Raw genomic sequence first — 22,306 nt, forward strand, 5'->3', positions numbered from 1 at the left:
GTAGCCGCCAACATCACCGCAACCGCGGCTAGAAGGTCTCCCCGTCGGCCAGCAGCGAGTCCGGGAGCTGGCTCGCGGCGGCCTGGTCCAGCATCCACAAAGTCTCTTGGCGACCCTTTGGTCCGGCCGCGGGAACCTGCACTGGGCCGGCTCCGGCAAGTGCCAGTCCAACGGCTCCGGCCTTATCGTCACCGGCCACCACTAGCCAGATCTCCGAAGCGGAGTTAATGGCGGGCAGGGTCAGGGATACCCGCTCCGGCGGCGGTTTGGGAGAGTTCTCTACGCCGACCACCGTGCGCTCTTCCTCGCGGATGCCCGCCATTTCGGGAAACAGTGATGCAATGTGGGCGTCGGGGCCGACGCCCAGCAACAAGACGTCGAACGTGGGGACTGCTGCCTGCGTGCTATCGCCGCCTTCCGACCGGGCGGCTTCGCGGAGCTCTTCAGCGTAGGCATCGGCTGCTTCGAAGGGTGTGGCGTGCTCGTCGGTGGAGCCGAAGGGGTGGACCCGGGATTCGTCTATCTCAATCAGATCCAGCAGTGCCTGCCGTGCCTGCAGTTCGTTGCGGTCCGGGCTGTTCTTGGCCACAAAGCGTTCATCGCCCCACCAGAAGTTCACCCGGCTCCAGTCCACGTCCGTACGGGATGGTTCGGCCGCGACCGCCTTGAGGGTATTAATGCCCAGGCTACCGCCCGTGAGGACAACGGTGGCTTCACCGCGTTCGCGCTGGGCAATCGCCAGCCGGCCGACCAGCCTGCGCGCTGCGGCAGCAGCAAGGATTTCCTGATCGGGATGGACGTGGAGAACTGGTTCAGCGTTCACTGCGGCGTACACTCCTTAGATTCGTGCGGGGCAGACCTTCGGTAATGACCTCCCCGAAGACTTCGTCCGGGTCGAGTCTGCGCAGTTCCTCTGCCAGACACTCTTCCACGGTTCGGCGGGGGAGGGTAATGCGCTGGACAGGCTGGCCCGGCTGGATCAGTTCCGCAACGCTAAGGCCCGGCCGGAGGATGCGGATGTCGCCCTTGGGCCGGCAGAGCCGCACGCCCCGGATACCGGTGCCGACGGGGTCTTCGATGATAGTCACCGGAGCATCCAAGGCCAGAGTCAGCCAGGCTGCCAGCAGCACCGTGCTGGGGGAGTCGGAGGCGCCTTCCACGGCAACGGATGTCACGGGGGAGTGATCCACCTGGTCGAGTACCGCTGCCAGTTGGATGCGCCAGTTCGTCAGGCGCGTCCAGGCCAGGTCGGTATCGCCGGCTGCGTAGGTGCGCCGCAGCGAGTCAAGCGCGGTCTTGGGATCCGGTTCGTTCGCCGAGTCCGTGATCCTGCGGTGCGCAATCCTGCCGATCGAAGTGGCGGACGCAGCCTTGGGCATACCGTGCGGCCACCAGGCGACGATGGGGGCATCGGGCAGCAGCAAGGCCGACACCAGGGATTCGCTCTCTGTAGCCAGCTGGCCGTGCCCGTACAGAACGACGACTTCGGAGGCTCCCGCATCGCCGCCTACCCGAATTTGTGCGTCAAGCCTGGTCGCTTCGGCCGCTCCGGCATCGACCAGGACGATGATCCGGCAGGGGTGTTCACGGCTGGCCACGTTGGCGGCCTGAATGGCGGTTTCCTCGTGGCCGGCAGTAGTCAGCACCACCAGGGTCAGAACGCGGCCGAGCGCGACAACGCCACCGCGTTCGCGCATGGCGACGATTTCCTTCGAGACCTTCGAGGAGGTCGTATCGAGCAGGTCTACAATCACGGCCTTCTCCAGGTGCGTCCGTCGCGGGCAAGGAGTTCATCGGCCGAGGCCGGGCCCCAGCTTCCGGGCGAGTAAGTCTCGGGCTTGGTTCCGCTGCGTGCCCAGTATTCCTCGAAGGGATCGAGGATCTTCCAGGAGAGTTCCACCTCCTGGTGCCGGGGGAACAGTGGTGGTTCTCCCAGCAGTACGTCCAGAATCAGGCGTTCGTAGGCCTCGGGGCTGGATTCGGTAAAGGCATGTCCGTAGCCGAAGTCCATCGTGACGTCGCGGACTTCCATCTGTGTGCCGGGTACTTTGGAACCGAACCGGATGGTTGCACCTTCGTCCGGCTGGACCCGGATAACCACCGCATTCTGGCCGAAATCCTCGTCGTTGTGGTCCCGAAAGAGTAAGTTGGGCGCGCGTTTGAGCACGACGGCGATTTCCGTCACCCGCCGTCCGAGGCGCTTGCCCGCCCGGAGGTAGAACGGCACGCCGGCCCACCGACGGGTATGGATATCCAATCGCAGGGCAGCATACGTTTCCGTAGTGGAATCCGGGTTGAACCCTTCCTCTTCCAGGTAGCCCTTGACCTTTTCGCCGCCCTGCCAGCCGCCGGCGTATTGTCCCCGAGCCGAGTGCGTGGAGAGGTCCTCTGGCAGCCTGACCGCAGCCAGGACCTTTTCCTTTTCGGTACGCAGGTCCTCGGCATTGAAGGAGATCGGCTCTTCCATGGCGGTCAGGGCCAGCAACTGAAGCAGGTGGTTCTGGATGACGTCGCGGGCCGCGCCCACGCCGTCGTAATAACCCGCACGGCCGCCAATTCCGATGTCCTCGGCCATGGTGATCTGGACATGGTCCACGAAGTTGGCATTCCACAGCGGCTCGAACATCTGGTTGGCAAAGCGCAATGCCAGGATATTCTGGACCGTCTCCTTGCCCAGATAATGGTCAATGCGGAAGACCGAGTCCGGTGGGAAGACCGACTCGACAATATTGTTCAGTTCACGCGCGGACTCGAGGTCGTGGCCGAACGGCTTTTCGATGACGACGCGGCGCCAGGTCCCCGGCTCCGCCTGCGCCAGCCCGTTGGCGGACAACTGCTGGCACACTTGCTCGAAGTCCTTCGGCGGGATGGACAGGTAAAAGGCATGGTTACCCTGGGTACCGCGCTGCTCATCGAGTTCCTCCACGGTCTGCTTCAACTGGGCGAACGCTTCGGAATCGCCGAATTCGCCCTGCACGAAGCGGATACCCCCGGACAGCTGGGTCCACACGTCCTCGTTGAAGGGAGTGCGGGCGTACTGCTGCACGGAGGCCTTGACCTCCGCGACGAAGTCCTCGTCCGTCCACGGACGCCGGGCAAAACCGACCAGCGCAAAGCTGGGCGGCAGCAGCCCCCGGTTCGCAAGATCATATACCGCGGGCATGAGCTTCTTCCGCGACAGGTCCCCGGTCACGCCAAAGAGCACCAGCGAGGAGGGACCCGCGATCCGGTTCAGTCGTCTGTCCCGCGGGTCCCGAAGAGGGTTGACGCGCCGCGCACTTTCAGTTCCTGGCATTAGGACTTTCCGTCGAAGAGGGAGGCTACGGCCTCCTGCAGCTGTTTCGTTCCCGCCTGGCGGTCCGTGAAATGGAGCCTGAGGACCGGCCGGTCATGGTCGGTAAGGACCTGTGCATCGCCTGCCGCCTGTGCGGAAATCAGCTCCCCGAAGGTGAACGGACGGTCCGGAATCCGGACGTCTTCTTCGCTTGCCCCGGTGATCTGCAGGTACACGCCCACGGCCGGGCCACCCTTGTGGAATTGCCCGGTTGAATGCAGGAAACGAGGACCCCAGCCAAAGGTGACAGGACGTTGGGTCAGCGATGCGAGACGCGGTCTCAGTTGCGCCAGTTCCGCCTGGCCAAACCGGTCCAGATACGCCTGCACGCTCAGGTAGCTGTCCGTGTCGAGAGTTCCCAGCAGCGCCTCGAGGGCTTCGGCCACCGTGTCGGCTCCCTTGAGCCAGCTGCCGTTGGCGCGGATTTCCACGGCCCGGTCCACAGCCGCCGGTTGCGGCGTTTCCGGACGCTCGTCCAGCATCCCTCGGGCAGCAGTCTTGGCCGCTTCCACATCCGGTTGGTCGAAGGGGTTGATGCCGAGCAGCAGCCCGGCGACCACAGTGGCGTATTCCCACAGCAGGAGCTGGCTGCCGAGGCTGCCTGCAACGGCTACTTCGTTGGCGCCCAGCTCGATTTCTGCCTCGGTGTCCACCAGCCGGATGACCAGCACATCTGCCGCGTCCATCGAGAGCTCCGGAGCTTCGGGTTCGACAACCACCGGCAGGATTCCGGTCCCTTGCTTGCCGGTCGATTCGGCTATCAGCTGCTCGGCCCAGTCGGCGAAGCCAACGATGCCGGAACCTTCATCCGTTATGACGATCTTGTTGCGGAGCGGATCGGTGCCGCCGAGGGCAGCACCCAAGGCTAACGCCATGTTTTCCGTCGCGTCCTCGGACAGAATTTCGGCTGCCTCTTCCGCGTCGGCGAGGAGTGCGTCGATATCCACACCGGCAAGACCGGACGGAACCAGGCCGAAGGCGGTGAGCGCAGAGTAGCGTCCGCCGACGTTCGGGTCCGCATTGAAGACGGCACGGTACCCGGCTTCCCTGGATGCGGAGTCCATGGGGGAGCCGGGATCCGTCACCACGATGATCCGCTCTGCCGCGTTGATGCCGGCCTGCTCGAACGCGTGTTCAAAAACGCGCCGCTGCGAGTCTGTTTCCACCGTGGAACCGGACTTGGAGGACACCACGATCGCGGTTTCGCTCAAACGTTCGGCCAACGCGGCGGCGACCTGCTGGGGGTCGGTGCTGTCCAGGACGGTCAGCTCGACGCCGGCCGTATTGCTGATGACCTCGGGCGCGAGCGAAGAACCGCCCATGCCTGCCAGCACAATACGGCTCACGCCTTCTGTACGCAGTTCGTCACGCAGCTTCAGGATCCGGGGGACCAGCGGCCGGGAAACTTCCACCGCCTCGACCCAGCCCAGACGGACGGATGCCTCCGATTCCGCCTCGGAACCCCAAAGCGTGTGGTCCTTGGCAGCTATCCGCGAGGCGACTTTATCCTCGGCCAGCCTGGCCACATGCTGATCGACGGCTGCCAGCGCGGCCCCCGACGCCTGAAATGACAACGACCCCATCCGCCTAGTCCTGTCCCGCGTCGTCCAGGGCGGTGCGGACGGTTCCCAGCAGCTCGTTCCAGCTGACTACGAACTTGTCCAGGCCCTCTTCCTCGAGCTGCTCAACAACTTCCTTATAGGAGATGCCCTGGGCATCCACAGCATCGAGGACCTTGTTGGCATCGGCGTAGGATCCGGTCACCGTGTCGCCGGTGACTTCGCCGTGGTCCACCATCGCTTCCAAGGTTTTCTTCGGCATGGTATTGACAACACCCGGGGCTACGAGGTCCGTCACATACATTGTGTCCGGGTAGGCAGGGTCCTTGACACCTGTGGATGCCCAGAGGGGGCGCTGCGGCCTCGCCCCGGCGTCGGCCAGGACCTGCCAGCGTTCGCTGCTGAACTGCTCTTCGTAGATCTGGTAGGCCAGCCGCGCATTCGCAATGCCGGCCTTGCCCTTGAGCGCCTTCGCCTCGTCCGTGCCGATCGCATTCAGGCGCTTGTCGATCTCGGTGTCCACGCGGGACACGAAGAAGGAAGCAACCGAGTGTATATGGGAGAGCTTGTGCCCGTTTTCCTTTGCCTGCTCCAGCCCGAGCATGAACGCGTTGATGACTTCGCGGTAGCGCTCCAGGGAGAAGATCAACGTGACGTTGACGCTGATGCCTTCCGCGAGCGTGGCGGTGATGGCTTCAAGACCTTCCACGGTAGCGGGAATCTTGATGTGCACATTGCTGCGGTTCACCTTGGTGTGGAGCTTCTTGGCCTCCGCAATAGTTCCTGCGGTATCGCGGGACAGGCGCGGATCCACTTCGATGGACACACGACCATCAACGCCTCCGGTGGCCCGCGAGAGCCCGGAGAAAACGTCACAGGCTTCCGAGACGTCGTCCGTTGTGATGGCGAAGACCGCCGCGTCGACGTCCGTACCCTCAATAGCAAGTTCCTCTACCTGCGAAGCATAGGACTCACCGTCCTTAAGCGCCGCGGCGAAGATGGACGGATTGGTCGTCACGCCGACGACATTCTTCTCGGCGATCAGAGACTTGAGCGAGCCCGAGGTGATCAGTTCGCGGGACAGGTCATCAAGCCAGATCGAAACTCCGGCGTCTGAGAGGGCCTGGGTGTTCTTGTTTGACATGGGAACTCCTTAAGAAGCAGTGGCTTGGGCGAGCGATTCACGGGCAGAGGCGACAACAGCCTCGGCCGTGATACCGAATTCGCGGAACAGCGTCTTGTAGTCGGCGGAAGCGCCGTAGTGTTCAAGGCTGACCGAACGGCCGGCGTCACCCACTAGGCGGTGCCAGCTCTGGGCTATACCCGCCTCAACGGAAACGCGTGCCTTGACCTCGGCGGGCAGCACCGACTCGCGATACGCCTGATCCTGCTTGTCGAACCATTCCACACAGGGAACAGAGACAACCCGGGTGGCAACGCCGTCGGCCTGCAGCGCCTCGCGCGCCTCAACCGCCAGCTGGACCTCGGAACCGGTGGCCAGCAGGATGACCTGCGGCTGCACGTCGGATCCTTCGGCCTGGGCTTCGGCCAGGACGTAGGCGCCCTTGGCAACATTGTCGGCAGTAGCGAATCCACCCTCGCCGCGGTCGAAGACCGGCAGATTCTGGCGGGTCAGCACGATGCCGGCCGGGTGCTCATGGTTTTCCAGAATCGTCTTCCAGGCCTGCGCTACTTCGTTGGCGTCAGCAGGGCGGACGACGTCGAGACCCGGGATCGCGCGAAGGCTCGCCAACTGCTCAACCGGCTGGTGCGTGGGCCCATCCTCGCCCAGGCCGATGGAGTCGTGGGTCCAGACATAGATCGACGGCACGCCCATCAGCGCGCCAAGCCGGATGGCCGGACGCTGGTAGTCGCTAAAGATCAGGAAGGTGCCCGAGAAGGCACGCGTCTTGGAACTGAGCACGATCCCATTGACGATGGCAGCTGCCGCGTGTTCGCGGATTCCGAAGTGCAGGACGCGGCCGTACGGGGTGCCCGACCACATGTCGGTCTGCTTGCCGGTCGGCACGAACGACGGGGAACCCTCGATGGTGGTGTTGTTGGACTCGGCCAGGTCGGCAGATCCTCCCCACAGTTCCGGCAGCACCGGGCCGATCGCGTTCAGGACCTTGCCCGAGGCGGCCCGGGTGGAAACGTCCTTGCCCGCTTCGAACTCCGGGAGTGCTTCTTCCCAGCCCTGCGGGAGTTCATACTTCTGGACACGGTCCAGCAGCGCGGCGGCGTCCGCGTTGGCCTGGCGCCAGTCCTGGTAGCCCTTCTCCCATTCGGCGCGGGCTTCCTTGCCGCGGGCAGCAACCTGCCGCGCGTGGTCCAGCACCTCGGAGGCAATCTCGAAACGCTGCTCCGGGTCGAAGCCGAGGATTTCCTTCAACGCGGCAACTTCTTCCGCGCCGAGGGCCGAGCCGTGGATCTTTCCGGTGTTCTGCTTCTTCGGTGCCGGCCAGCCGATGATGGTCCGCAGCGAAATGATGGAAGGCTTGGTGGTTTCGGCCTTCGCGGTCTTGAGGGCGTTGTACAGTTCCTCGATGTCTTCTTTGTAATCGCCCGTCTTGGTCCAGTCCACACGCTGGGTGTGCCAGCCATAGGCCTCGTAGCGCTTGAGTACGTCTTCCGTGAACGAAATGTCGGTGTCGTCCTCGATGGAGATGTGGTTCTCGTCGTAGACCACCACGAGGTTGCCCAGTTCCTGGTGCCCTGCCAGCGAAGAAGCTTCCGCCGTCACGCCTTCCTGCAGGTCGCCGTCGGAGGCGATGACCCAGATGGTGTGGTCGAACGGGCTTTCGCCGGCGGCAGCATCGGCGTCGTAAAGACCGCGGGTGCGGCGCTGCGCGTAGGCGAAGCCCACCGCGGACGCGAGGCCCTGGCCCAGCGGGCCGGTGGTGATTTCCACGCCGGCAGTATGGCCGTGCTCGGGGTGACCCGGAGTCAGCGAGTTCCACGTCCGGAGCCGGCGCAGGTCCTCGATTTCCAGGCCGTAGCCCGAGAGGAAAAGCTGGATGTAGAGCGTCAGCGAGGTGTGCCCGGGGGAGAGGATGAAGCGGTCGCGGCCAACCCAGGCCGGATCGGCCGGATCATGGCGCATCATCTTCTGGAAGATCAGATATGCGGCCGGGGCCAGACTCATTGCGGTACCGGGGTGGCCGTTGCCGACCTTTTCCACGGCGTCTGCCGCAAGTACGCGTACGGTATCTACCGCACGCTGGTCCAGGTCTGTCCAGGACAGTTCTTCCGTATGTGGCACCGTTGCGGGCCCCTCTCTAATCGTTCGGCCAGCAGGAACCCGGATGAAGGTCCCATGCAGTTCCAGTCATGAGACTGCTACGTGACCATCGCACGGACAACGTGCGCTTCACCGGGGTTTGCCCGGTATGGCGCCCGCCACAGTCCGCGTGGCCATCAAGTCCCACCTTAGCGTCTCAGCGGGCCGCGTACAGAGGATGTGCAAGGGTGGGATGAGTAACAGTCGGACACACAGCATGGCCCGCGAGCATCCGGTTCAGCGGCCGGTCTGGATGCCGGGAGATTTCTACAAGCGATAGAGCGTATAATGAAGATGCACTTTGGCCCTTGCCTGCCCTGATGGGCGGCACCCGGTGCCGTGGCCGCGCTGGCTACGCTGATAGCCAGATCATCTCCAGCAGAACTGAGTGGTTTTTTCCTTGAAGATCCAGAGCGCTCCGGAACAGGTAGCTGACGCACCCGTAAAGACCGGTTTCGGACGCAAGGCCAAGGCCTATATATCGCTTACCAAGCCTCGCGTCATGGAGCTGCTGCTGGTGACGACGCTGCCGACGATGATCTTCGCGCAGGGCGGCTTCCCGGATGTCTGGCTGATGGCTGCCACAATGATCGGCGGAGCCCTGGCAGCCGGATCGGCCGGTTCGTTCAACTGCTATATCGACCGGGACATGGACAAGCTCATGCACCGGACCGAGAACCGGCCACTGGTGACCGGCGAACTGACTCCGCGCGAGGCGCTGGTATTCTCCTGGATTCTTGGGATCGTGGCAGTGGTGCTGCTGTGGTTCGGGGCCAATCCGCTGGCAGGCATGCTCGGTGTCGGCGCCATCTTCTTTTACGTGGTCATCTACACGCTGATCCTTAAGCGCCGTACCGCGCAGAACATAGTCTGGGGCGGCGCGGCAGGCTGCTTCCCGGTACTGATTGCCTGGGCCGCCGTGACCAATACCCTTGCCTGGCCCGCCGTAATCCTGTTTATGGTGATCTTCCTCTGGACCCCGCCGCACTACTGGCCGCTGTCGATGAAGTACAGCGATGACTACAACGCGGCCAACGTCCCGATGCTCGGCGCCATTGCCAGCGCACGCCAGGTATCAGTCCAGGTGGTTCTCTACGCCTGGGCCACGCTGGCCTGTTCGCTGCTGCTGGCTCCGGTGGGCGGCGCCGGTTGGGTGTACACCATCGCCGCGCTGCTCGGCGGCGGCTGGTTTGTCTACGAATCCCACCGGCTTTACAGCCTGGCCAAGCGCGGAACCGAGACGGTGGAGACAACCAACAAGTCCGCCATGCGGGTCTTCCACGGCTCCATCAGCTACCTGACGGTACTGTTCCTGGCCCTCGCCGTGGATCCGTTTGTGGGCGGCCCGGTCTTCGCCGCCTTCTAACCCCGCTGGATTGGGCCGTCGGTGTTCTAGGATGGCCCAATGACAGTCTTCCGCGGCCTCATTGCGTATCCCGTCACTCCGTTCTTGCCGGACGGAGCGATCAACTTCGACGAACTCGAACGCCACCTGGCGGACCTGGCCGTTTCCGGGGTGGATTCCATAGCCATCCTGGGCAGCTCCGGCAGCTTCGCCTACCTGGACCGTGAAGAGCGGCAGCAGGTCCTGGAGACCGGCGTCAAAGCGATTAAGGCAGCCAATCCCGACCTGGCCGTGATTGGCGGGGTCAGTGCCGTGGGAACGCGTGAGCTGCTGCTGAATATTGAGGATGCGCAAGCCGCCGGCGTGGACGGGCTCCTGGTTTCTACGGTGTCCTACGTGCCGCTCAATGAGGATGAGGTGCACACCCAATCCATAGCGGCGGCAGCATCCACCACCTTGCCCATCTGTCTCTATAGCAATCCCGGGACCACGCAGTTCTCGTTCAGTTTGGAACTCATCGCCGAGCTGGCCCGGGTGCGCAATATCGTCGCGGTGAAGGAATCCGCCGCCGATGCCGAGACATTCCTGCACCGGGATGAACAATTGCGGAGGATGGTTCCGGCGGGCTTCAGCCACGGGATGAGCGGTGATGTCCTCATCGGCGAAGCCGGTGCAGCTGCCGATGCCTGGCACAGCGGGCCTGCTTCGGTGCTGCCGTACCATTACCGGCTGCTGCGCGACGCGGCAGCCAACGCGGATACGGACAAACTGGCCGAGGCCCGGCAGGTGCTGGCGCCGCTGCTGAACTACTTCAACAGTCTGCGCAAACTGAGCAATCTCTACGCCCTGGCCCGCGCCGCGGGCGTAGACGCCGGCGATCCGCGGCGGCCCTTGCTTCCGCTGCCCGGCAGCAGCCAGCGTGAGCTGGCCCGGCTGCTGGACGCCCTCCCGGACCCCGCCTCCGTCTAGCTGCTGTGAACCTGCTTCTGCCCGCCTGAGTGCGCGCCTTCAGAGAGGGGCTGCCGGGTGACGCCCACGTAGACGGCATGGGTACAGGCGGCAGCAAGCAGCGCGGCGCCAAGCATGTGCAAGCCGACCAGCACGATGGGCAGCCCCGTGAAGTGCTGGACGTAGCCAATGGCACCCTGCAGCAGAATAACGACGGCGAAAAGCACCATCGGCCGGCGCAACTCGGCCAACTGCGCGTGCCGGTGCACCATGACCAGAAGTACGACGGCGGTGGCAACCAGCAGGTAGACAGGCGCCACATGGATGCGGGTCATCAGGTCAGGATCCAGGTCGTTCCGCGGAGCCTCCGCGTCGCCTGCATGCGGGCCGGAGCCGGTAACGATGACTCCCAGCACGATCGCTACCAGGGTCAGGACAGCGCTGGCCCAGAGCAGTTGGCGGACGGTCGCCGTCGAACGCTGTTGCTGGGCCGTGCCCGCCTGGTCATTGTCCAGCCAGACCCGATGGACCAGGACAGTGGCTGCGGCAACCATCGTTATGGACACGACGAAATGGCACCCGACCACCCAGGGGTTGAGCTGCGTCCAGACCGTGATTCCGCCGATGATGGCCTGGGCAGGGATACCGGCCAGCAGTGCAACGGAAAGGTAAAACAGGTCTTTGCGGCGCTGCGCCATCTTCCACACGGACACCAGCATGGCGAAGGCGATGGCCGCCAGCAGGAAAGTCAGCAGCCGGTTGCCGAATTCGATGGCGCCGTTGATGCCCATCTCGGGCGTGGCGACCAGGGATTCCGCAGTGCATTTGGGCCAGGTGGGGCAGCCCAGGCCGGAGGAGGTCAACCGCACCGCGCCTCCGGTCACGATGATGAGGATCTCGGAGGCGAGCGAGGCAACGGCCAGACCGCGGACGGTCTTGTTGGGGGAGCCCGGCAGCCGGCGCGTCAGTTGCTCAATAGTCACTTAGGTCAGCTCCATTTAAACCAGCGGATAGCGGCAAGGCCGGCGAGCACCGTCCAGGCCAGCAGGACGATCGATGCCGTGAGGTTGAACTCGGCGTCCATCAGGGCGCTGCGCAGCGCATCTCCTAAGGCACTCGAGGGCAGCAGTTGGGCCGCTGGCTCGTAAACATCGGGCCAGCTCGCCGCGGGAAACAGGAGTCCGCCGGCAGCGGCCAGCAGGACCCAAAGCAGGTTCGTGATCGCCAACGTTGCCTCCGGCCGTGCGGTGCCGGCGATCAGGAGTCCCAGCGACGTGAAAGCTCCGGCACCGAGGATAAGCTGCACGGCCGCGGGCAGGATCCCGCCGGGTTCCGGGCTCCAGCCAAGCAGCAGGGCGGCCGCGCCGATGACGACCACCTGGATGGCTAGCACGGACAGGACCGCGATGACTTTGCCCAGGATCAGCCCGCTTTGCCCCAGCGGAGTGGTGGAGAGAAACCGGAGCACTCCGTACCGCCGGTCGAAACCGGTGGCGATGCCTTGGCCTGTCAGCCCGGTCGAGACCGCGCACAGGGCCAGCACACCCGGAGCGGCCATGTCGATCCGGCTATCGGTGAACTCGTCCAGCAACGGCGTGATCGTCAGGCCGACCAGGGCCATGAGCGGCAGGATAACGGCGATCAGCAACTGTTCGCCGTTACGCAGCATGGTCATGGTTTCGTAACGGCCCTGCAGGAGAACCCGGCGGGCAAGGGAGGCAGGCGCGTTCACCGCAGCCCCTTCCCGGAGATGTCCAGAAACACGTCCTCAAGTGAGCGGGGCGCCATGTGGATGGCAGTAGGCATGATGTCCTGTTCTTCCCAGAACTTTGCCAGTGCGGCAAGATCGGCCGGGATCAGATTGCCCGCTAAGGTGTACCGGCCGGGCACGGTCTCGTGGACGGACAGGCCCGGCAGGCCGGCGAGATCCAGTCCGGGGCGGGCGTCGAAGGTCAACAGCCGCTCGACGCCGCTGCTTTCGTCAGTGGCCTTCGTCAGTTCGGCGACGGTGCCGTGCGCGACTGTTTTGCCGGCGTCGATAATAAAAACGTAGTCCGCCAGCCGCTGGGCATCGTCCATCAGGTGGGTAGTGAGGATAATGCCCAGACCCTCTGTCCGCAGTTCCTGGATGAGATCGAAAACAACCGCACGGGACTGCGGATCGAGTCCCGCGCTGGGCTCGTCGAGGAAGAGGACCTCGGGGTCTCCGACCAGTGCCGCGGCGAGGGCAACGCGCTGTTTCTGGCCACCGGAAAGCCGCCGCACGGGAGTGTTCCCGAAGTTGTCGATACCCAGGCGGTTGATCAGCGCATCCACATCGCGGGGGCTGCGGTACATGCCGGCCACGTGCCTGAGCAACGGGATGGGCCGGATGGCCTGGGGCAAGCCGCCTTCCTGGAGCATGACTCCCACGCGGCTGCGGAGCCCTGCGCCGGCTTCGTACGGGTCCTGGCCGAGCAGGCGCACGGTTCCGCCGTTGGGCCGGGTCAGGCCCTGGGCGCATTCAAGGGTTGTGGTCTTGCCGGCCCCGTTGGCGCCGAGCAGGGCGGTTACCTGGCCGGGAAAGGCGCGCAGGTGCACGCCGTCGATAACCCTGACCATCTTGCCGTCCAGAGCTGCTACCGGCCCAAGATCTTTAACGAGCCCCTGGATATCGAGGCACGGTTCGGTGTTAGGCACCAGATCATTCTACGTGATGTAGAGGTGGCCGCTGGGCGGTCCTGCCAACTAATCCGAACAGCGGCCGGGAGGCTAAGGCCAGCCTTACTGGAGGGCGGGAACATATTAAGTCATGATTGTGTTGTGTATTCCATGAACAACTCTGCTGTTCCGCGCGCCCAGGCCGCGGACTCCGAGGAGCGTACCCGGGACCGGGTGCTGAGCGCAGTCCTGGAACACGGTCCCGTCAGTGCCGCTGAGCTCGGCGATCGCCTCGGCTTCACGCCGGCTGCCGTCCGCCGCCACCTCGATGCCCTGTCCCGTAGCGGCCTCATCGAGGTCAAGATGGTGGCCAATTCCGCCACCGGCGCCGGCCGTCCGGCCCGCAAGTACGTCCTCAGCCGACAGGGCCAGTCGAAGCTGGGCAATGACTATCTTGACATAGCACGCGGAGCGCTCAGTACGCTGGGCAGCATTGCCGGCCCGGACGCCGTAGCGGAGTTTGCGCGCCAGCGCTACGAAGACATGGAACGGCGGTACCGTCCCGTTGTCGAGGCCGCCGGGGAGTCCGTGGAGGCGCGGGCCGAAGCACTGGCCAAGGCCCTGAATGAGGACGGCTTTGTCGGGTCCACCACGGTGGTGGGCGCCAAGGCCGCACACAGCACCATGCTGGCAGTCCAGCTGTGCCAGGGGCACTGCCCCGTACAGCAACTGGCTGCCGATTTCCCTGTCTTTTGCGACAGTGAAACCGAAGTTTTCTCCCGCCTGCTGGGGGTAGACGTCAGGCGTCTGTCCACGCTGGCCAGCGGGGGACATGTTTGTACGACCCATATACCAGTGGGCCGAACAAAGTCTGCGGTCCGGGAGTCCGGACCGACGGCAGGCACCAGAAGAGTATCCATCAATCTGCAAGAGAGGCCGTGATGACGGACCAAGTGGATCAGCGAGTCCAGGATGCCGTCGGTAGCACCGACGTGCCGGACACCACCATTTCCGAAATTCTTGAGAAGAACCCCGAGCTGCACGGCATCGGCAACTACGAGTATGGCTGGGCCGATAAGAACGACGCCGGCGCCAACGCACGCCGCGGGCTGAATGAAGAAGTTGTCCGCGACATCTCGGCCAAGAAGAGCGAGCCGCAGTGGATGCTCGATCTGCGGCTGAAGGGCCTGAAGTACTTCGACCGCAAGCCCATGCCGACCTGGGGTGCGGACCTTTCCGGAATCGACTTCGACAACATCAAGTACTTTGTCCGGTCCACCGAAAAGCAGGCCCAGACCTGGGAAGACCTTCCCGAGGACATCCGCAACACTTACGAAAAACTCGGCATTCCCGAGGCCGAGCGTGAGCGCCTGGTCTCCGGCGTCGCCGCCCAGTACGAGTCCGAGGTTGTCTACCACCAGCTCCGCGAGGACCTCGAAGCCCAGGGCGTCATCTTCCTGGACACGGACACCGCCCTTAAGGAACACCCGGAGATTTTCGAAGAGTACTTCGGCTCCGTCATCCCGGTCGGCGACAACAAGTTCGCGTCGCTGAACACCGCCGTCTGGTCCGGCGGATCCTTCGTCTACGTCCCCAAGGGCGTGCACGTGGAAATCCCGCTGCAGGCCTACTTCCGCATCAACACGGAAAACATGGGGCAGTTCGAGCGCACGCTGATCATCGCGGACGAGGACTCCTACGTCCACTACATCGAAGGCTGCACCGCCCCGATCTACACGTCGGACTCGCTGCACTCCGCCGTCGTCGAAATCATCGTGAAGAAGGGCGCACGCGTCCGCTACACGACCATCCAGAACTGGTCCAACAACGTGTACAACCTGGTCACCAAGCGTGCCATTGCACACGAGGGCGCCACGATGGAATGGATCGACGGCAACATCGGCTCCAAGGTCACCATGAAGTACCCGGCCGTGTACATGGTCGGCGAACACGCCAAGGGCGAGACCTTGTCGATCGCCTTCGCCGGCGAGGGTCAGCACCAGGACACCGGTTCCAAAATGGTCCACCTCGCGCCGAACACCTCCAGCGCGATCGTGGCCAAGTCCGTGGCCCGGGGCGGCGGCCGTTCGGCTTACCGCGGCCTGGTCCAGGTGCGCGAAGGTGCCAAGAACTCGAAGAACAGTGTCGTCTGCGATGCGCTGCTGGTAGACACCATCTCGCGCTCGGATACGTACCCGTACATCGACGTCCGTGAGGACGACGTGACCATGGGCCACGAGGCAACCGTTTCCCGCGTCAGCGAAGAGCAGCTGTTCTACCTGATGTCGCGCGGCCTGGCCGAAGACGAAGCCATGGCCATGATCGTGCGCGGCTTTATCGAGCCGATCGCCCGCGAACTGCCGATGGAATACGCGCTTGAGCTGAACCGCTTGATCGAACTGCAAATGGAAGGATCCGTAGGTTAATGACTGAGATCACTGAAAAAGCAAGGATCGGTGCTCCGGCCATTGATGGCTTCACCGAAGAGGGCGAAAACCTCTCGCCGGCGAACCCGGACAACTCCCCGCTGGCAGGCGCCAGCGCCAAGAGCCACAGCCACGGCGGCGGCGTAGGCGTTCCGGACAGCTCCCGAGCCGGCCGGCTGACTTCGTACAAGGTCGAGGATTTCCCTGTCCTGACCGGACGCGAAGAAGACTGGCGTTTCACCCCGCTCAAGCGGCTGCGTGGACTGCACACCCAGGCGCTGACCGGCGCTGCGCCCTCCGTTGCCGTCACCGGTCCCGAAGGTGCTGAGCGCCCGGCCGGCATCACGGTGGAAACCGTGGGCCGCGACGACTCCCGCATCGGCAGCGCCGGCATCCCGGAGGACCGCGTATCCGCGGCCGCTTGGGAAGCCTTCAGCGAAGCCACCGTGGTAACCATCCCGGCCGAGTCCAGCATCGAGACCGCCGTAGGCATCTCGGTGACTGGCAGCAGCAAGGACCCGTCCGCGCAGCACATCGTGATTGTCGCGGAGAAATTCTCCAAGGCTGTTGTCGTGCTGGACCACAAGGGCAGTGCCACCGTTTCCCAGAACGTCGAGATCGACGTGCAGGACGGTGCAGACCTGACCGTGGTGTCCGTCCAGGAATGGGACGACGACGCCGTCCATGCCTCCTCCCAGCAGGCCAAGGTGGGCCGTGACGCGAAGTTCAAGCACGTCGTGGTCAGCCTTGGCGGCGACCTGGTCCGTGTCACGCCGTCCGCACGGCTGAAGCAGACCGGTTCCGAGGTGGAGATGTTCGGCCTGTACTTCGCCGACGCCGGCCAGCACCTGGAGCAGCGCCTGTTCGTCGACCACGCAGTGCCGAACTGCAAGTCGCGTGTGCTGTACAAGGGTGCCCTGCAGGGCGAGAACGCGCACACCGTGTGGGTTGGCGACGTTCTGATCCGCAAGGAAGCCGAAGGAACCGACAGCTACGAGGCCAACCGCAACCTGATCCTCAGCGACGGCGCCCGGGCGGACTCGGTGCCGAACCTCGAGATTGAGACGGGCCTGATCGAGGGCGCCGGCCATGCCAGCACCACCGGCCGTTTCGACGACGAGCACCTTTTCTACCTGATGGCCCGCGGCATCGACGAAAAGACCGCCCGCCGCCTGGTGGTACGCGGCTTCCTGAACGAAATCATCCAGCAGATCAAGGTTCCGGCACTCGAAGAGCGCCTCACCGACGCTGTTGAGCGGGAACTGGCGGCAGGGAACTTCTGATGTCCGAAGCTCCACGCGGCAAACTGGTGTGCAGGGCGTCCGACATCCAGGTGAAGGCGGCTCTGCGCATCCTGGTCGACGACTATCCGGTCGCCATCGTCCGGGACTCCGAGGGCGGCCTCCATGCGCTGGGGGACACGTGCTCGCACGAGGATTATTCCCTGTCCGAGGGCGATGTCGAAGACGGCGCGATCGAATGCTGGGGCCACGGCTCGCAGTTCGACCTGCGCAGCGGCGAACCGCTGAGCCTGCCGGCCTTCGAACCGGTGCCGGTCTTTGCGCTGGAGCTGGATGGCGACGATGTGTACGTCGACGTCACCACGGTCACCAACGGAGCTCCCGCTCCGGATTTGCACTAAAAAACTTTACTAACTTCACACAGCGGCCGGGCAGAACGGCTGCAGAGGAGAAAGCAGACAGATGTCTACTCTGGAAATCAAGGACCTGCACGTCAGCATTGAGACTGAGCAGGGCAACAAGGAAATCCTCAAGGGCGTGTCCCTGACGATCAAGACCGGCGAGATCCACGCCATCATGGGCCCCAACGGTTCGGGCAAGTCCACGCTGGCCTCCACCATCGCCGGCCACCCGCGCTACATCGTGGACTCCGGTTCCATCACTATGGACGGCGAAAACGTGCTGGAGATGAGCGTGGACGAGCGCGCCCGCGCCGGTCTCTTCCTGGCCATGCAGTACCCGGTCGAGGTGCCCGGCGTGACCATGACCAACTTCCTGCGCACGGCCAAGACTGCCCTGGACGGCGAAGCTCCGAAGCTGCGCACCTGGACCAAGGACGTCAAGGAAGCCATGAGCCAGCTGCGCATCGATGCGGACTTCGCCCAGCGTAACGTCAACGAAGGCTTCTCCGGCGGCGAGAAGAAGCGCGTGGAGATCCTGCAGCTCGAACTCTTCAAGCCGAAGTTCGCCGTCATGGACGAAACCGACTCGGGCCTGGACGTCGACGCGCTGAAGGTTGTCTCCGAAGGCCACAACCGTGTGCACGAAACCGGCGAGATGGGCACCCTGCTCATCACCCACTACACGCGCATCCTTCGCTACATCAAGCCTGACTTCGTCCACGTGTTCGTTGACGGACGCATCGCCGAGGAAGGCGGCCCCGAGCTGGCCGACCGCCTGGAAGAAGAAGGCTACGACCGTTTCCTGCCGACTGCAGCAAAGGCCTGATCATGACCGAAGCCAACATTTCGCAGACCTCTCTCGAGGATGTTGAAGAGGCCCTGAAAGACGTCATTGACCCGGAACTCGGCGTCAATATCGTCGACCTGGGCCTGCTCTACGGACTGAAGTACGCCGAGGACGGCGCCCTGCTGATCGATATGACACTGACCACGGCTGCCTGCCCGCTGACAGATGTCATCGAAGAGCAGACTGCCCAGGCGCTGGACGGTGTTGTCGATGACTGGCGCTTGAACTGGGTATGGATGCCGCCGTGGGGTCCGGAAAAGATTACCGACGACGGCCGCGACCAGATGCGCGCGCTCGGCTTCAACATCTAACCAGCCTCATTCCTGATGGGCGGACTTCCCTGCAGAAGTGCGCACCGACAGTGGGCCGGGAACCGGAAACGGGACCCGGCCCTGGCCGTTTAATCCCCCCGCTGGCGAAGCTTCGGCGCTAGCATCAACCTTATGGGTGAAGTCGCCGTGACCAGGTCCGCCAGCGGGCGGTACGACGAAGTTTTCGTGGCACGCATTTACCACGGGGTGGTGGCGCTGGCCGCCGTCCTTGGCCTGGTGCTTCAGGTCATCGCCATGCTCGAATCGCCCGCCTACGCCCTTGAACCGGCCCACTTGTGGTGGAACTATCTGGGCTACTTCAGTGTCCAGGCCAGTGTGCTGGTCTTCATTGTCTCCCTGAGCCTGCTGATGGACTCTGCCCGCGAGGCGGGTCCGGTCTGGCGAGCGGTGCGCGCGGTCTCTCTGATAGCCGTCCTGCTCGTATTCCTGTTCCAGTTCACGGCGTTCCGGGGACTGCCGGACTTCACCGCGCTCAGCAGCACGGCGGTAATGGCGGACCGGATGTTGAACTATGCGGTCCCGGTGCTGACGGTGACCGGCTGGCTCATCTTCGGGCCGCGCCCACGGATCAGCCTGCAGACCATCGTCTGGTCGTTGGTGTATCCCGCAGCCTGGCTCATTGGTAGCCTGATCCGCGGCGCCGCCACCGGCTGGTACCCCTATCCTCCGTTCGACGCCGGGGCCAACCCGCTTGCCGCCGTCGTTGTTAATAGCCTGTTGCTGCTGCTGATCTGGCTGGGGTCCGGGTTCCTCTTTCTGCTCCTCGACGTTCGGATGGGACGGGAGCCGGACGGCTACCTCCCGGGCTTTGGTCCCGACGATGGTTCGGGCCCTAACGATGACGGCGTTACCGACAGCAGGAAGAGTGGGCCAGGCGAGCCGTCGGCGGGCTGAAGCTGCTACGAGGGGTTGTCCAGATCGGTGGAGCCGAAGGTATCGCACTGCGCCGGATCGCCGGTCTCGTAGCCCTGGACAAACCACGCCTGCCGCTGCTCGCTCGAACCGTGCGTAAAGGTGTGGGGGTTGACCTGGCCGGTGCTGGCTTGTTGGATCCGGTCATCGCCGACGGCGGCAGCCGCCGAAAGCGCGTCCCGGAGGTCGTCCCGGCCGATGGGCTGCATGAAAGGCCGGCCGGTCGTCTCATCGATCTGCTCGGTGGCGTTACCGGCCCAGACACCGGCATAGCAGTCTGCCTGAAGCTCGACCCTGACGGCACCGGAGGCGGCTCCTTGCGGATCCTGCTGAGAGTAATTGATGGCTCCGGTCAGGTTCTGGATGTGGTGTCCGAACTCGTGCGCCACCACGTATTCTTCCGCCAGCGGGCCCTCGGTTGCGCCCAACCGGTCGGTCAGCTGGTCGAAGAAGCCCGTGTCGAAATAGGCAGTGGTATCGGCAGGGCAGTAAAACGGTCCGACGGCGCTGGAAGCCGTGCCGCAGCCGGTACTGACCTGACCGTCAAACAGCACTACGGACGGCCGTGGATACGTCATGTTGAACCGGGGAAGCTCCTCGCCCCAGAACCGGTTGAGGCTGTTGACCGTGCCCACTACCCGGCAATCGCGGCGCGTGTTGGCATCCTGACCGGTCTCACACTGGGCCGCGATACTGTCCGGCCCAGTGGCCTCCTGCTGCACTGAAGTTCCGGAGCCGAGTCCGAGCCCCTGCAGCAGCTCCGGCGGAACCCCCAGCAGCGAGGCGATGAGCACCACCAATCCGCCGCCTCCGATGGCGATCTTGCCACCCATGCCACCGCGCCGGTCCTGGACCTGGGACGTGTCCAGCCGGGAGCCCTGATCGAAACTCATGGGCTTAGAATAGCGCCGCCGGCCACCGGTGGAGGCGCTATTGCTCCTTTTCCCCGAGTCCGCGTGCGGCCAGGGCGTCTCCGGTCTGCCGGGCATACGCCACCGCGCCGATGATGACGGGCTGCACGATGGCGCGCGGGGAAGAGCCTAGCCCGCGGGCCTTGGCCGCATCCCGGACGTCGTGCAGTGACCCGAGCAGGTACGGGATGCTCCGCAGCATCAAGGAGATGGTCAGGGCGAAACGCTCGGGATCGGCGCCGAACCGTTGCAAGGGGGAGACGGCCGCAACCAGCCCGTCGAGCAGCCGCTGGGTCTCGGTGGTGGAGGTCAGCAGATTGGCCGCATAGATGCAGGTCAGCAGGGCCGCTACCACAGCCAGGGCCCCGGCCGGCGAGTCGACCCACCAGCGGTAGGCGACCACCACGAGCAGGAAGAGCCACATGGCGCGCAGCGGCGTCACCAGTTTCCGGACCGGAAGGCCCGCGGCTACATGAAGGACAACGACGACGGCCAGAACCGCCGTGCGGGGGAGGGCGCCGGGGAGGGACAGCACCGTGATGCCGGCCGCGGCCAGCAGCAGGAACTTCAGCAGCAGCGGCGCCCGGTGCAGCCAGCTGCGCCCCGGTACATAGGCGCTGATCAGGTGGGCACGCCCTCTCACGGCATCCGCTCCCGGATGCCGGCGCAGAGTTTGCGGTAGTAGTCCACGGCGGCGGGCGGATCGCCGTCGTAAATCACTGTGCCTGAGTCCACGACGAGGGTTCGTTCACTGTCCAGGGCCAGTTCCAGGTCGTGGGTGGCCAGGATGACCTGCTGCGGTAGCGAGGCAAGCCGGCCCCGCAGCAGCAGCGTGTTCTTCAGGTCAAGCAGGGTGGAGGGCTCGTCCAGCACCAGGACATCCGGATCCACCGCCAGCACGCTGGCCAGGGCGGCCAGCTGACGCTCCCCGCCGGAGAGCTGGTAGATGCTCTGGTCAGCCAGGGCGGCGAGGCCGAAGCCGGTCAGGATTTCCATTGCCGCGTTCCGGCGGTCGGTACGGTTGCGGTGGGTCCGCCGCAGCGACAGCTCGACGTCTTCGAGCGGCGTGGGCATGACCAGCTGGGACAGAGGGTCGGTGAAGACAAAAGCGACTTTCCGCCGTACCGCCGTCCCGTGCTTTGCTGTATCGCGGCCGTCCACGTCCACGGTTCCGGTGTCGGGGAGGACCAGGCCGTTGATCAATTTAAGCAGGGTTGATTTACCGGAGCCGTTGGCGCCGATGATGCTGATGCGCTGTTCCCCGAGCGCCAGCTGCGGCACGGACAGGATCGGTGCTGCGTCTTCGGCGAAGTCGGGACGGACCAGGACGTCGCGGAACTTGATCATCTCAGCGTGGCCGGCGAAGCAGATCAGGGAAGGCTTTGTGGATACCGACGGCGATCGCAGCAGCCGCGGCGTTCTTGACCAGATCCCCGGGGACGAACGGCAGGTCGGCAACCAGCGCAGCACCGAAGGCCAGTTGCCCGTTGAGCATCATGCCTGCAATCCCGCACAGATGCGTCAGGACGGTGCCGGCGGTCGCAGCCGCGAACAGCCAGAGCGTGGTCAGCGTGGTCAGCTTGCGGACCCGCCGGAGCGCCGGCCGCGCCAGCACCCCGATCAGTGCAGCGGCGAAGGGGAAGGAAAGCAGGTAGCCGGCGGAACCCATCGCCAGCACGCCCAGACCGCCCTGGTAGCCGGCGAAAATGGGCAGGCCGACAAGGCCAAGCAGCACATACAGTCCCACCGCGGCGAACGCGCGGGCAGCGCCGAGGACCAGTCCGGCCAAGGCAACCACCATGGTCTGGAGCGTTATGGGCACACCGAGGATATTGCCGGCCGGGATCGGGGGAACCGCGATCGATGCGGCGGTCAGCGCCGCAAAGACGCCGATGAGGGCCAGGTCGGTGCCGTTCCAGGAACGGCGCCGCGGCGCGTTTCCGGCGGCGGGGGAGCCGCCGACGACGTCGGAGGCAACAAGGTTCCGGTTGTGGGCGGACTGCTTCGGCATCGAAAGCTCCTTCTATGGCATGGGGACAACATGTCTACCCCAACTACCGAGAATAGCGCCTGCGGGGCAGCCTGCGTTTGTAGGTTTCCTTCGAAGTCATACGGGCCGGTAGACTGGAA

General features: G+C 64.5%; 22 protein-coding genes. 9 read left to right on the plus strand and 13 right to left on the minus strand.

Annotation, left to right across the window (positions count from 1 at the left end; all coding sequences use genetic code 11):
- Positions 1-28: 28 nt before the first annotated feature.
- From pgl to tkt, 6 genes are read right to left on the minus strand one after another with little or no spacing between them, the layout of a single operon-like run.
- Positions 29-823, minus strand: coding sequence for a 6-phosphogluconolactonase (pgl, locus tag B0G38_RS10790; RefSeq protein WP_264669451.1), 795 nt, complete (start codon positions 821-823; stop codon positions 29-31).
- Positions 813-1,754 (minus strand): glucose-6-phosphate dehydrogenase assembly protein OpcA, encoded by a 942-nt coding sequence (locus B0G38_RS10795; RefSeq protein WP_264669452.1) that lies wholly within the window; start codon positions 1,752-1,754, stop codon positions 813-815. The genes pgl and B0G38_RS10795 overlap by 11 nt, the downstream gene beginning before the upstream one ends.
- Entirely contained in the window at positions 1,751-3,295 is a 1,545-nt protein-coding gene (zwf, locus tag B0G38_RS10800; protein ID WP_264669453.1) for a glucose-6-phosphate dehydrogenase, read from the minus strand. The genes B0G38_RS10795 and zwf overlap by 4 nt, the downstream gene beginning before the upstream one ends.
- Positions 3,295-4,917 (minus strand): glucose-6-phosphate isomerase, encoded by a 1,623-nt coding sequence (locus B0G38_RS10805; RefSeq protein WP_264669454.1) that lies wholly within the window; start codon positions 4,915-4,917, stop codon positions 3,295-3,297. The genes zwf and B0G38_RS10805 overlap by 1 nt, the downstream gene beginning before the upstream one ends.
- A 4-nt stretch (positions 4,918-4,921) precedes the next feature.
- Complete coding sequence (gene tal, locus B0G38_RS10810; protein WP_264669455.1) at positions 4,922-6,037, minus strand: transaldolase; 1,116 nt, start codon at positions 6,035-6,037, stop codon at positions 4,922-4,924.
- 9 nt (positions 6,038-6,046) lie between these two features.
- Positions 6,047-8,155 (minus strand): transketolase, encoded by a 2,109-nt coding sequence (tkt, locus tag B0G38_RS10815; RefSeq protein WP_264669456.1) that lies wholly within the window; start codon positions 8,153-8,155, stop codon positions 6,047-6,049.
- A 418-nt stretch (positions 8,156-8,573) separates the two neighbouring features.
- On the opposite strand from tkt, the gene B0G38_RS10820 reads away from it, so the two are divergent.
- Both B0G38_RS10820 and B0G38_RS10825 read left to right on the plus strand, forming a co-directional pair.
- Positions 8,574-9,539, plus strand: a complete 966-nt coding sequence (locus tag B0G38_RS10820; protein ID WP_169994832.1) for a heme o synthase — start codon at positions 8,574-8,576, stop codon at positions 9,537-9,539.
- A gap of 39 nt (positions 9,540-9,578) precedes the next feature.
- A complete protein-coding gene (locus B0G38_RS10825) occupies positions 9,579-10,487 on the plus strand; it encodes a dihydrodipicolinate synthase family protein (RefSeq protein WP_264669457.1) in 909 nt (302 codons plus the stop codon).
- On the opposite strand, the gene B0G38_RS10830 is transcribed toward B0G38_RS10825, so the two are convergent.
- From B0G38_RS10830 to B0G38_RS10840, 3 genes are read right to left on the minus strand one after another with little or no spacing between them, the layout of a single operon-like run.
- Positions 10,484-11,449, minus strand: a complete 966-nt coding sequence (locus tag B0G38_RS10830) for a COX15/CtaA family protein (RefSeq protein WP_264669458.1) — start codon at positions 11,447-11,449, stop codon at positions 10,484-10,486. The genes B0G38_RS10825 and B0G38_RS10830 overlap by 4 nt on opposite strands.
- 5 nt (positions 11,450-11,454) lie before the next feature.
- Entirely contained in the window at positions 11,455-12,198 is a 744-nt protein-coding gene (locus B0G38_RS10835) for an ABC transporter permease (protein ID WP_264669459.1), read from the minus strand.
- Positions 12,195-13,145, minus strand: a complete 951-nt coding sequence (locus B0G38_RS10840) for an ABC transporter ATP-binding protein (protein WP_264669460.1) — start codon at positions 13,143-13,145, stop codon at positions 12,195-12,197. Before B0G38_RS10840 ends, B0G38_RS10835 begins: the two co-directional genes overlap by 4 nt.
- Before the next feature lie 132 nt (positions 13,146-13,277).
- Here B0G38_RS10840 and B0G38_RS10845 point away from each other — a divergent pair, with 132 nt between their 5' ends.
- From B0G38_RS10845 to B0G38_RS10875, 7 genes are all read left to right on the plus strand, one after another.
- Complete coding sequence (locus B0G38_RS10845; protein WP_264669461.1) at positions 13,278-14,048, plus strand: helix-turn-helix transcriptional regulator; 771 nt, start codon at positions 13,278-13,280, stop codon at positions 14,046-14,048.
- Positions 14,048-15,532, plus strand: coding sequence for a Fe-S cluster assembly protein SufB (gene sufB / locus B0G38_RS10850; RefSeq protein ID WP_169994900.1), 1,485 nt, complete (start codon positions 14,048-14,050; stop codon positions 15,530-15,532). Before B0G38_RS10845 ends, sufB begins: the two co-directional genes overlap by 1 nt.
- Positions 15,532-16,815: a Fe-S cluster assembly protein SufD gene (sufD, locus tag B0G38_RS10855; protein ID WP_264669462.1), complete on the plus strand. Its 1,284-nt coding sequence runs from the start codon at positions 15,532-15,534 to the stop codon at positions 16,813-16,815. The genes sufB and sufD overlap by 1 nt, the downstream gene beginning before the upstream one ends.
- Positions 16,815-17,174, plus strand: coding sequence for a non-heme iron oxygenase ferredoxin subunit (locus tag B0G38_RS10860; protein WP_169994840.1), 360 nt, complete (start codon positions 16,815-16,817; stop codon positions 17,172-17,174). Before sufD ends, B0G38_RS10860 begins: the two co-directional genes overlap by 1 nt.
- Before the next feature lie 61 nt (positions 17,175-17,235).
- Positions 17,236-18,000 (plus strand): Fe-S cluster assembly ATPase SufC, encoded by a 765-nt coding sequence (sufC, locus tag B0G38_RS10865; RefSeq protein ID WP_264669463.1) that lies wholly within the window; start codon positions 17,236-17,238, stop codon positions 17,998-18,000.
- 2 nt (positions 18,001-18,002) lie between these two features.
- Positions 18,003-18,332, plus strand: coding sequence for a metal-sulfur cluster assembly factor (locus B0G38_RS10870; protein WP_074702443.1), 330 nt, complete (start codon positions 18,003-18,005; stop codon positions 18,330-18,332).
- Positions 18,333-18,464: 132 nt separating this feature from the next.
- Positions 18,465-19,247: a Pr6Pr family membrane protein gene (locus B0G38_RS10875; RefSeq protein WP_264669464.1), complete on the plus strand. Its 783-nt coding sequence runs from the start codon at positions 18,465-18,467 to the stop codon at positions 19,245-19,247.
- A gap of 5 nt (positions 19,248-19,252) precedes the next feature.
- Here the strand turns inward: B0G38_RS10875 and ypfJ are convergent, their stop codons facing one another.
- From ypfJ to B0G38_RS10895, 4 genes are read right to left on the minus strand one after another with little or no spacing between them, the layout of a single operon-like run.
- Positions 19,253-20,158, minus strand: a complete 906-nt coding sequence (ypfJ, locus tag B0G38_RS10880; protein ID WP_264669465.1) for a KPN_02809 family neutral zinc metallopeptidase — start codon at positions 20,156-20,158, stop codon at positions 19,253-19,255.
- 37 nt (positions 20,159-20,195) lie between these two features.
- Entirely contained in the window at positions 20,196-20,819 is a 624-nt protein-coding gene (locus tag B0G38_RS10885; RefSeq protein WP_264669466.1) for a CbiQ family ECF transporter T component, read from the minus strand.
- On the minus strand, positions 20,816-21,523 hold the full coding sequence (locus B0G38_RS10890) for an energy-coupling factor ABC transporter ATP-binding protein (RefSeq protein WP_264669467.1): 708 nt from the start codon (positions 21,521-21,523) through the stop codon (positions 20,816-20,818). Before B0G38_RS10890 ends, B0G38_RS10885 begins: the two co-directional genes overlap by 4 nt.
- A 1-nt stretch (position 21,524) precedes the next feature.
- Complete coding sequence (locus B0G38_RS10895) at positions 21,525-22,187, minus strand: biotin transporter BioY (protein WP_264669468.1); 663 nt, start codon at positions 22,185-22,187, stop codon at positions 21,525-21,527.
- Positions 22,188-22,306: the final 119 nt, after the last annotated feature.

This window comes from Crystallibacter permensis, assembly GCF_025960875.1.
Classification (GTDB): Bacteria; Actinomycetota; Actinomycetes; order Actinomycetales; family Micrococcaceae; genus Crystallibacter; species Crystallibacter permensis.